Source organism: Mangrovactinospora gilvigrisea (assembly GCF_001879105.1).
Classification (GTDB): domain Bacteria; phylum Actinomycetota; class Actinomycetes; order Streptomycetales; family Streptomycetaceae; genus Mangrovactinospora; species Mangrovactinospora gilvigrisea.
Genome location: NZ_MLCF01000065.1, coordinates 1 through 8,616 on the forward strand (window position 1 = coordinate 1; position 8,616 = coordinate 8,616).

The 8,616-nt window shown below is 65.1% G+C and carries 5 protein-coding genes and 2 pseudogenes; 2 read left to right on the forward strand and 5 right to left on the reverse strand.

The genetic code is table 11. The features are described 5' to 3' along the window. On the forward strand, window positions 1–1,084 hold a 1,084-nt coding region (locus BIV57_RS13360), incomplete at its 5' end, for a sulfate adenylyltransferase subunit 1 (RefSeq protein ID WP_071656997.1). A 42-nt stretch (window positions 1,085–1,126) separates the two neighbouring features. On the opposite strand, the gene BIV57_RS26845 is transcribed toward BIV57_RS13360, so the two are convergent. Beyond that, window positions 1,127–2,311, reverse strand: coding sequence for an ISAs1 family transposase (locus BIV57_RS26845; protein WP_217651725.1), 1,185 nt, complete (start codon window positions 2,309–2,311; stop codon window positions 1,127–1,129). Between the two features lie 608 nt (window positions 2,312–2,919). Then, window positions 2,920–3,912 carry a LacI family DNA-binding transcriptional regulator gene (locus BIV57_RS13370; RefSeq protein ID WP_071656998.1) on the reverse strand — a complete coding sequence of 331 codons (993 nt, stop codon included), beginning with the start codon at window positions 3,910–3,912 and terminating at the stop codon, window positions 2,920–2,922. 833 nt (window positions 3,913–4,745) lie between these two features. Here BIV57_RS13370 and BIV57_RS26780 point away from each other — a divergent pair. Next, window positions 4,746–5,249 carry a glycosyltransferase gene (locus BIV57_RS26780; protein ID WP_071656999.1) on the forward strand — a complete coding sequence of 168 codons (504 nt, stop codon included), beginning with the start codon at window positions 4,746–4,748 and terminating at the stop codon, window positions 5,247–5,249. A 57-nt stretch (window positions 5,250–5,306) separates the two neighbouring features. Here BIV57_RS26780 and BIV57_RS26785 read toward each other — a convergent pair. From BIV57_RS26785 to BIV57_RS25165, 3 genes and pseudogenes are all read right to left on the reverse strand, one after another. Further along, window positions 5,307–6,602, reverse strand: a pseudogene (locus BIV57_RS26785) (IS701 family transposase). A gap of 313 nt (window positions 6,603–6,915) precedes the next feature. Then, the gene (locus BIV57_RS13385; protein WP_071657000.1) at window positions 6,916–7,233 is read right to left on the reverse strand and encodes a histone-like nucleoid-structuring protein Lsr2; all 318 of its coding nucleotides are present in this window, start codon (window positions 7,231–7,233) and stop codon (window positions 6,916–6,918) included. Between the two features lie 675 nt (window positions 7,234–7,908). Next, window positions 7,909–8,616: pseudogene (locus BIV57_RS25165) on the reverse strand (phosphoribosyltransferase); the annotation flags it as partial.

Genomic DNA, 8,616 nt, shown 5'->3' on the forward strand with positions numbered 1-8,616 from the left:
CGCCTCCACCGCCCGCGGCCACCACGGCCTCGACCTCGCCCTGCTCACCGACGGCCTGCGCGCCGAACGCGAACAGGGCATCACCATCGACGTCGCCTACCGCTACTTCGCCACCCCCCAGCGCCGCTTCATCCTCGCCGACACCCCCGGCCACGTGCAGTACACCCGCAACATGGTCACCGGCGCCTCCACCGCCCAACTGACCATCGTCCTGGTCGACGCCCGCACCGGCCTCGTCGACCAAACCCGCCGCCACGCCGCCATCGCCGCCCTGCTGCGCGTCCCGCACGTGGTCCTGGCGGTGAACAAGATGGACCTGGCCGACTGGAACGAGGCCATGTTCACCGCCATCGAGGCCGAGTTCACCACCCTCGCCAAGGAACTGGGCATCCCCCAGGTCACCGCCATCCCCATCTCCGCCCTGCACGGCGACAACGTCGTAGACCCCAGTGCGCACCTGGACTGGTACGCCGGCCCCACCGTCCTGGAACACCTGGAGACCGTCCCCGTCGACGACACCGAGGAGCTGACCGCCCCCGCCCGCCTGCCCGTCCAGTACGTCATCCGCCCCCCGGGCAGCGACTACCGCGGGTATGCCGGCCGCCTGGAATCGGGCACCCTGCACCTCGGCCAGCCCGTCACCGTCCTCCCGTCCGGCGAGCAGAGCACCATCGCCGCGATCGACCTCCTGGGCGGCCCGGCCGAGACCGCCCGCGCCGGGCAGTCCCTGACGGTCCGCCTGACCGGCGAGATCGATATCGCCCGCGGCGACCTGATCGCCCCCACCCCCGCCGCCCCGCAGGCTGTGAAGGACCTGACCGCCACCGCCTGCCACCTGCACGAAACCCCGCTGCGCCCGCGGGAGAAGGTCCTGATCCAGCACGGCACCCGCACCGTCCGCGGCATCGTCACCGCCATCGACACCGACTCCGGCGAACTGGCCCTCAACGAGATCGCCCCCCTGACCGTCCGCACCGCCGAACCGCTGCCCGTCGACGCCTACGCCGCCAACCGCCGCACCGGCGCGTTCCTGCTCATCGACCCCGCCGACGGCACCACCCGCACCGCCGCCATGGCCGTCTGACCCGAGCCGCCCGGAGCGCTGGCCAACGGGGCCAGGGTCATTTCAAAGTCTGACGGCTCGTGAGTCGCTGCAGGTCAGCCGATGCCCAGCAGCTCCAGCGGCCGGGTGAACGCGGCGTAGGACACCTCCCGCAGGGCCGCGGCGATGTTGGTGTACCCCGCCGCCCGCAGCTCCCCGATCGCGAAGCTGCGAAGCGTCGCCATGTTCTCCGGACCGCGCCCGGTGCGGACCTTCGAGGCATCCTCCCCGAACGTCACATCTCGAACAAAATGCAACTTGTTCTCGATGCCCCACCGGGACCGCACCAGGAACGCCAGCCGCACCGGCGAAGCCTGCCGACTTGTCAGGTCCGTGACCAGGTAGACCGTCTCCCGCGACCGCTTCTTCGTCGCCAGGCTCGTGCGGTGCCGCACCACCCTGGCCACCTGCACCGCATGGGGGGAAGTCCACATCGGCCGCGTCCAGGGTCAGCGCCTGCACCACCCGGGTCTCCCTGCGCCCGGGCCCGATGCTGCGGTCGTAGAACTTGCTGCTCGCCATCTTCCACGGCAGCACCCTCAGCTGGGCGAACAGGCCCTTCTGGTTGCCCTTGACGGTGAAGACGAAGTGCTCGCCGAACTCCTCGACCAGCAGCCGGGCGTGCTCGCGCTGGCAGTGCAGGGCGTCCGCCGTCACGGTGACCCCGGCCTGGTCGAAGGGGGCCAGTAGCCGCGCGAAGCCGGTGATCTCGTTGGTCTTGTCCGGCACCCGCAGCTGGGAGACCACCTGCCCGGCGCCGGTGAAGGCGGCCAGCAGGTGGGCGGCCGGGGCGTCGGCGGTTCGCGAGCCACGCGCGGTCTTGCCGTCGACCGCCACGGTCTGCTCGCCGGTCGGGTCGGATCCCAGCAGGTCGGCGAGTCCTCCGGGGCAGGCAGCCAGGACAATGCGGCGGATCGTGCCGCCGCTGGGCGCGATGCACACGCCCAACGCGGTGGCGGTGCGCGTGCCGAGCCGGGCCAGGGCGTCCTGCGGCGGGGGCGCCGCCCACTGGCCGATCGCGGCGAAGGACTTCGCGCCGGTCAGCACCGCCGCGTAGGCGATCAGCAGCACCGGAACCAGGCCGTGGCGCCGGCCGCGGCGATCACGCGGGTCGGGCAGCTGCGCCAGCCGATCGACCAGCCCGGCAATCGAACGCTGGGCTGCGGTAGGCGACTTGATCAGGCACGGGCTGGCAGACTGGCGACACATCGAGGCTCCGGTGGATGGGTGACTGGCTGGTCACCGTCATCAACCGGAGCCTCGTTGCGTTGGTCACGGCCGATCCGAACCCCACCACGGCGCCGCAGCCTGCAGATTCACAAGATCACTGGACTTTGGAATGGCCCTGCCAACGGGGCTGAGCGTGGTTTAGCCAGAGGTGGGGGTGCGCTCGAAGTGAACCGGTTTTAGGACTGCGACTAGATGACTACCCAGGGGCTGGGGCTGTCCACCCCGCCAGCCCGTCCCACCGTCGAGCAGTGCGACGACGGTGGAGAGGATGGGAAGAGGGCCGCACATCGCGACGGCCAGCAGCGAGGCCTGCGGGTAGATGCGTCCGCACCCGCGGGGCTTCGGGCAGAGTGATCAGCTCGGCCGGCAGTTCCAGGGCCAGGTCGTCACGGGCAGCGGTGATCAGAGAGGATGGGAGGGAAGGCGGAGTTCCTCCGGGGCGATGGGGTGTCGATAACCACATCATCCCTGGTGGTGAACCCTACTTGTTCACGTCCAACTCGATGTATCCAGCACTATCGTGATGACTCCTCACCGACCGAGCGAGATACGCGCATATCGCACTTCGCACCCACGCCTGGACTCTATTACGCGGATGAACGTACAATCAGCTTAGGGGTCACCACTAGCGACTCTTTTTGAGGAGCCTTCGGCACGGTGAGAAGGCGAATAGCATCTCTAACTGCAAGTTCGGCGAGCTGTCGATTGTCGATTCTGACGGATGTGAGAGCGGGCTCAACGAGCCCTCCGACTCGAAGACCGTCAAAGCCTACTACTGCAACATCCGCCGGTACGTTGCGCCCAGCACGCTTCAGCTCTCTCATAGCACCAATTGCAAGCTGGTCATTAAAGCAGATAACGCCATCAATGATAGGCTGGCGAGTTAGCAGCTCCGCGAGCGCCGCTTCGCCTGAAGTTACGGCATGAGGGCTTGCTGCAGCAGACCACTCGTCGCCAGTTACAAGCCCATGCTCCCTCAACCGCTGTTCTGCAGCGATGCGGCGCGGACTCGGCGGTCGATCCCACTTAACTCCGTCAATAATTCCAATATGACGACGGCCAATCTTGATCAAATGATCTACTGCTTGACGCATACCAGAAATGAAGTCAATACACACCGAACCGAATCCGGAACTCCCCGCATCATGATCCAGCAGCACCATTGGCAATCCTGGAAACTCGCGCAACAACACAGTATCCGAACTTCCAACCTGGCCGATCAACACGTCGGCTTGGCGCGCTAGAACTTGGAGCACATCAAGCTCCCGCCGCCACTCACCCTGTGCATCGCCAATTACGACATTCCAACCTTGCTTCCCTGCAGATTGGAGTATCTGCGATGCCAAATCGGGATAGTATGGAATTGAAAGATCGAATAGAAGAAGCCCCAGCGTAACGGACTCACCGATGCGCAAACCTCGGGCGAAGCGACTCGGACGATAGCCCAGGTTCCGTGCAATCTCAAGCACTCTCTCTTTCGTGGACTCACCGATATCGCCCTTGTTGTTTATTGCTCGTGAGACCGTCTGCTTCGAGACTCCTGCGAGTTTAGCCACGTCCGCGATGGTTACTCTTTGCATCCGGTTCACGAATCTGTTAACCTTTCTTCCCTATAACCCAACAGCGCTTCAATAGTCCTAGTGGCCCTCAAATCATCGGGCCCAGAACTCTCATCTATTCGACTAGTTCCTTAACGGGCTCAATTTCGCTTGAAGCCTTTTCGTGTCTGATGCCTGCTATGTGGCAACACTTCCCGGATAGGCCCTTTTTTGACCCCTCCCCCATCAATGCGATCGCGCTCTTCGAATCGTGATCGTCCGCTCCCGAACTGCACTCCTCGCACTGAAAGTCCTAATTGCGATAGTATCGGTAGTGCACGGATCCTCCAATACCCTTGCAGCATTGAGTGCGCGCATGGTATTCAATGTACGTGATGCGAATAGGTCTCGTTGCGCTCCAGAGTGAACATACACCACCAAACGGATATGGGGCAATAGGGCGGATTGTCGCAAACCTCGTAGGTTCGCTGCACGGCAGGGCGCAAGTCGTCCCAGTTGTCGCCAAAGGCTCAACACTCTCTGGGGAGGGAAATCGCTTTGTTCCCTTTACCGGCCGCCGAGGGACTTCAAATCCGGAGGAACTACGGAAGCATCTAGCCGCACTGGAGGAGTGTGACATCGTGCACAATCACGATCCTGCAGCGGCAATCTGGCTCAGCAATAATCTCCGTACTCCACTAATTACCACCCTTCACACGAATCATCTACTACCGGTAATCGGAGAGCCAGCCTTTGCGTACATATCAAGTTTCCAGAAGAATCATCTTGGTTCTGTCGGATTTGCCGGATGGAGCCCCCCGATAGTTCCTGTAAAGCTTGGGACCTCGCGCGAGAGGAGGAATGCTAATCTCCTGATGCTTGGCCAGGTCCGACCCGAGAAGGGTGTCCAACAGGCATGTGAGCTCGCAGAAATGTCCGGAAAGAGATTGGTTCTCGCTGGCCCTCTTGCCCGCAGAAATGAAGCCTGGTTCCGACACGAGATCATTGGAAGATTCGGTGACGATCGAGTAGAGTGGATTGGTGAGGTCCGCGAGCCGGCTCGGAGTCATCTGCTAGAAACAAGCAGCGCGCTCGTTTTTCTATCTGATCCGCCAGAGCCGCTAGGGCTCGTGATGCTAGAAGCTATGTCCGCTGGCACTCCAGTGCTAGCACTAAACCGTGGGGCATGCAGCGAGTTGGTCATCGACGGGATATCAGGATTCATCCGAGATAATCTCGAAGATCTAGCAGAATCAGTGTCTAGTCTGACCGATCTTGCCGTGCCAGATATTCAATCTTCCGTAGCGGGATTTTCGGCGACTAGGGTAGCTGAAACGCATATAGAGATGTATGCAAATGTGATATCTAATTGCACGTAGATTCTCCTGAGTTCCCACCCTTACTCACATGGCAGCTGTAGTTCGTGAGGCGCCTGGTCATGGTGCGGTGTCCGCGTACTGGTGACGCCGGCGCCACGCCGACCAGGCCAGCACATGCGCCGGCTCCCGCATCGATGCCGGTAGCACCAACACCCGCAGTAGCCGGACCAGTTCGAACACCGAGACCGGCACCAGTTCCGTCTCCGGCCCGACCCGCTCGAGGGCCGCGCCGACGGCCAGGACCATCAGCGCGACCAGGCTGGCGGTGCTCCACCGCTGCCAGGACACCCACGTGATGACCTGCCCGGAGTCCAGGGCCGCGACGCCCTTCGCCACGGCGAAGTCCTCCTCCACCCTCCACCTGCGGCAGATCAACCCCACCAGCCTCGCCAGCGACACCGGGACAGGCGACCAGCAGCGGAAGTAGGAGACCTCGCGGTGTAGCGGTGCCGGCGGGCCAGCAGCACCGAGACCCCGGCGTCGGCCTGACCGGCCGGAACATCGTCGGCGATCGCGTCGATCATCGCCCAGTCGTAGTCGCGGGCGCCCTTGGAGCCGGTCCCGGTCCGCATCCGCTGCCAGGCTGCGGCCGGCAGCCGCCCCACCGCGCCCTTCGCGGTCAACTTGCCCCGGCCGGTGGTGATCCGGTGGTCGGACTTGACCGCCAACGCGTAGCCGACTCCCAGTTCCCGGCAGCCTTTGCGCAGGTAGAGCGGGCTGTAGACCTCATCGCCCAGGAAGAAGCCGCACGGGATGCCGGCGGCGAGCGCCGCATTGAGCATCTGGAGCGTCTGCCGAGGTGGCGAAGGCCATCTCGTCGGGGGCGTGTACCAGTTCCCGGCGCTCGTCGTCGGCGGCCCACTGCTCGGGCAGGTACAGCCGGCGGTCGACGATGGCGTGTCCGGCGGCAGTGGCGTAGGTCAGGTGGACCGCCACCTGGCACAGCGCAACGCCGCGCAGGGCTCCGGAGCACTGGAAGGCGGCGCCGACGGCGTCGGTGGAGGACTTCGCGTCCCCGGTCTCGTCCGCGATCAGCACCGGGTCGGCGTAGCCGAGTTGGTCCATGGCCCACCGGGCGGTGGCCGCAAGCACCTCGGCGTCATCCCACGCCGCGCGGGACAGCAGGTTCTGCCGCCGGTGGGGCCCGGGGTGGCCGAGGGCCTCGGCCAGGCTCCAGCAGTTGCGGTCCTCGACCTCCATGAGCATCCCAGTCATCAGCTGCCGGAAACCCTGGCGGGACTCGCGGCGCGGGAAGCAGGGGGCGATCTGGGCGAACACCTCGTCCAGGTGTCGGCGGTGCAGGTCGGGGTCTATCGTGGCGGCAGCGGCCACGGCGGCCTGATGTGGCGTCACAAACCATCAGGATGCCGGTGGCCGCCCTGCTGCCCACATTCGGGTCGCACGCCGCTGAACAGCACCGACGCCGCGTCAGTTCCGATCTACAGCTGCCATGGCTGAGCGACAGCGGTTTCCTCCCCTGCCTCGTAGCCGAACAGTGGTTCCGTCGCGGGGGCCGAGCAGGTGGGGCACAGCGAGGGGAAGCGGCCTCGGCTGCCCTTGCGGACAACTGGCTCGCGTTAAAAAAGGACGACCTGCGACCGCAGCCGAGACGGCCAGCCGCATCGTCAGCGCTTGGGCCGTCTCGACGAAGCAGTCAAGGGTTCGGTCAGTGCGCCCGCTGATAGGCCTCGACGATCTCAGCAGCGATACGTCCACGAGTGTTGACCTGGTATCCGTTCTCCTTGGCCCACACGCGGATGGCGGACGTGTCTGACGCTCCGGAGGCCGGCCTCACGCCTTGCTTCCGCCCACCGGTACGCCGGGCGTTGCCGATCCACTCTCGGACGGACTCCTCAAGTGCCTTCTGATGGTCGTCGTTGAGGTCGATCTCATAGTCAACGCCTTGGTAACCGAACCTGACGGTCCCTGTGGCGCTGCTCCCGTCCAGGTCGTCGATCAGAATCGTCTTGACTTGCTGAGCCATTTCAGAACTCCCTTGCGATGAGTATTCGTCGGGTTCGACGCAGCAGTACTGGTTTCCCACCAAGCTTTGGTTGTCGCGTGATTCTATTTGAGAAGGTTCAGCATCTGGCAATGGTGGTTGGGTCTCTGCCAGTCGCAGGTGGGGAAGCTGAGCGACAGCGGTTTCCTCCTCTGCCTCGTAGCCGAACAGTGGTTCCGTCGCGGGGGCCGAGCAGGTGGGGCACAGCGAGGGGAAGCGGCCTCGGCTGCCCTTGCGGACAACTGGCTCGCCGCATCGGCCACAACCTGGTGGTTGCTGCTTCGGCGTCGCGCGCCCACCGGGCGACGCGGAGTACGCAGGAGACAACGGGTCAGGCTCACGACCGCACAAGCATTCCGCGCAGCGGCAGGTCCCGTCAGAGGGGTCGACACAGTCCTGGCAGTAGCACAGGCAGCCGCCGACATCATCGAAGTGGTCCAGATCGTGGCGCACCGGCCCCCCTGCAGCGACTAGAAGGTAATCAAGGATCAACAGCAACGGCAATCCTAGCCACGAGCCCGATCCTGAACCGCGCCGGACACCGGTCCACGTAGATGAAGACGGCGACCGGCAAGTGGGCGGACGGGAGATTACTACCGCGAGCCTGACTCGTTGGATGAACGTGCATCAGTTGTTAGTGGTGTTGCAGCTGACACCTCAGCCTTGCTGGGCCAAGGCCACTGGAAGAACGGCTGCTGCCCCAGCCCGACGTAGCAGGCGGGCGGCGACGGCCATCGTCCAGCCGGAGTCGACGAGGTCGTCAACCAGCAGCAGCGGCCCCGGACTCGCGCCGATCGCCTCCACCAGGCCCGGTCCCGGGACGAATGCGTCCCACAACCGACCCAACCGCTGTGCACTGTTACCCCCCGCACCACCTGGCGCACCAGGTCCGACCGGCAGCAACTCCCCCAGCAGCGGCAGCCTCCCGACCGCTGCCAGCCGCTCCCCCAAGGAACGCACCAACAGCGGCCGCGTAGTCGAAGCGATTGTCACCACCCCCACCGGCCGCCCCGCACCGCTCCACGCCCCCTCACCCCGCGACCAGTCCGCCAACACCTCCACCAGCGCCGCCGCCACCTCCTGCGAAACCGGGCCGTCCTGCGCGCCGGGGGCGAACAGCGGGCGCAGCCGCGAGCCCCAGCCGATGTCCGACAGCCGGCCGAGCGCCCGCCCCACCCCGGCCTGCTCGCCCGCCGGGATGCGGCCCTTGACCTCCACCCCCAGCGCCGGCATCCCCGTCGGCCACATCCGCCGCGGCTCCACCTCCACGCCCGGCCGCCCCAACGCCGCTCGAGCAGCTGCCAATCCCTCCGCCGACACGTCCGTGCTCATCGCGACGCCGGTGCAGTTGTCGCAGCGTCCGCA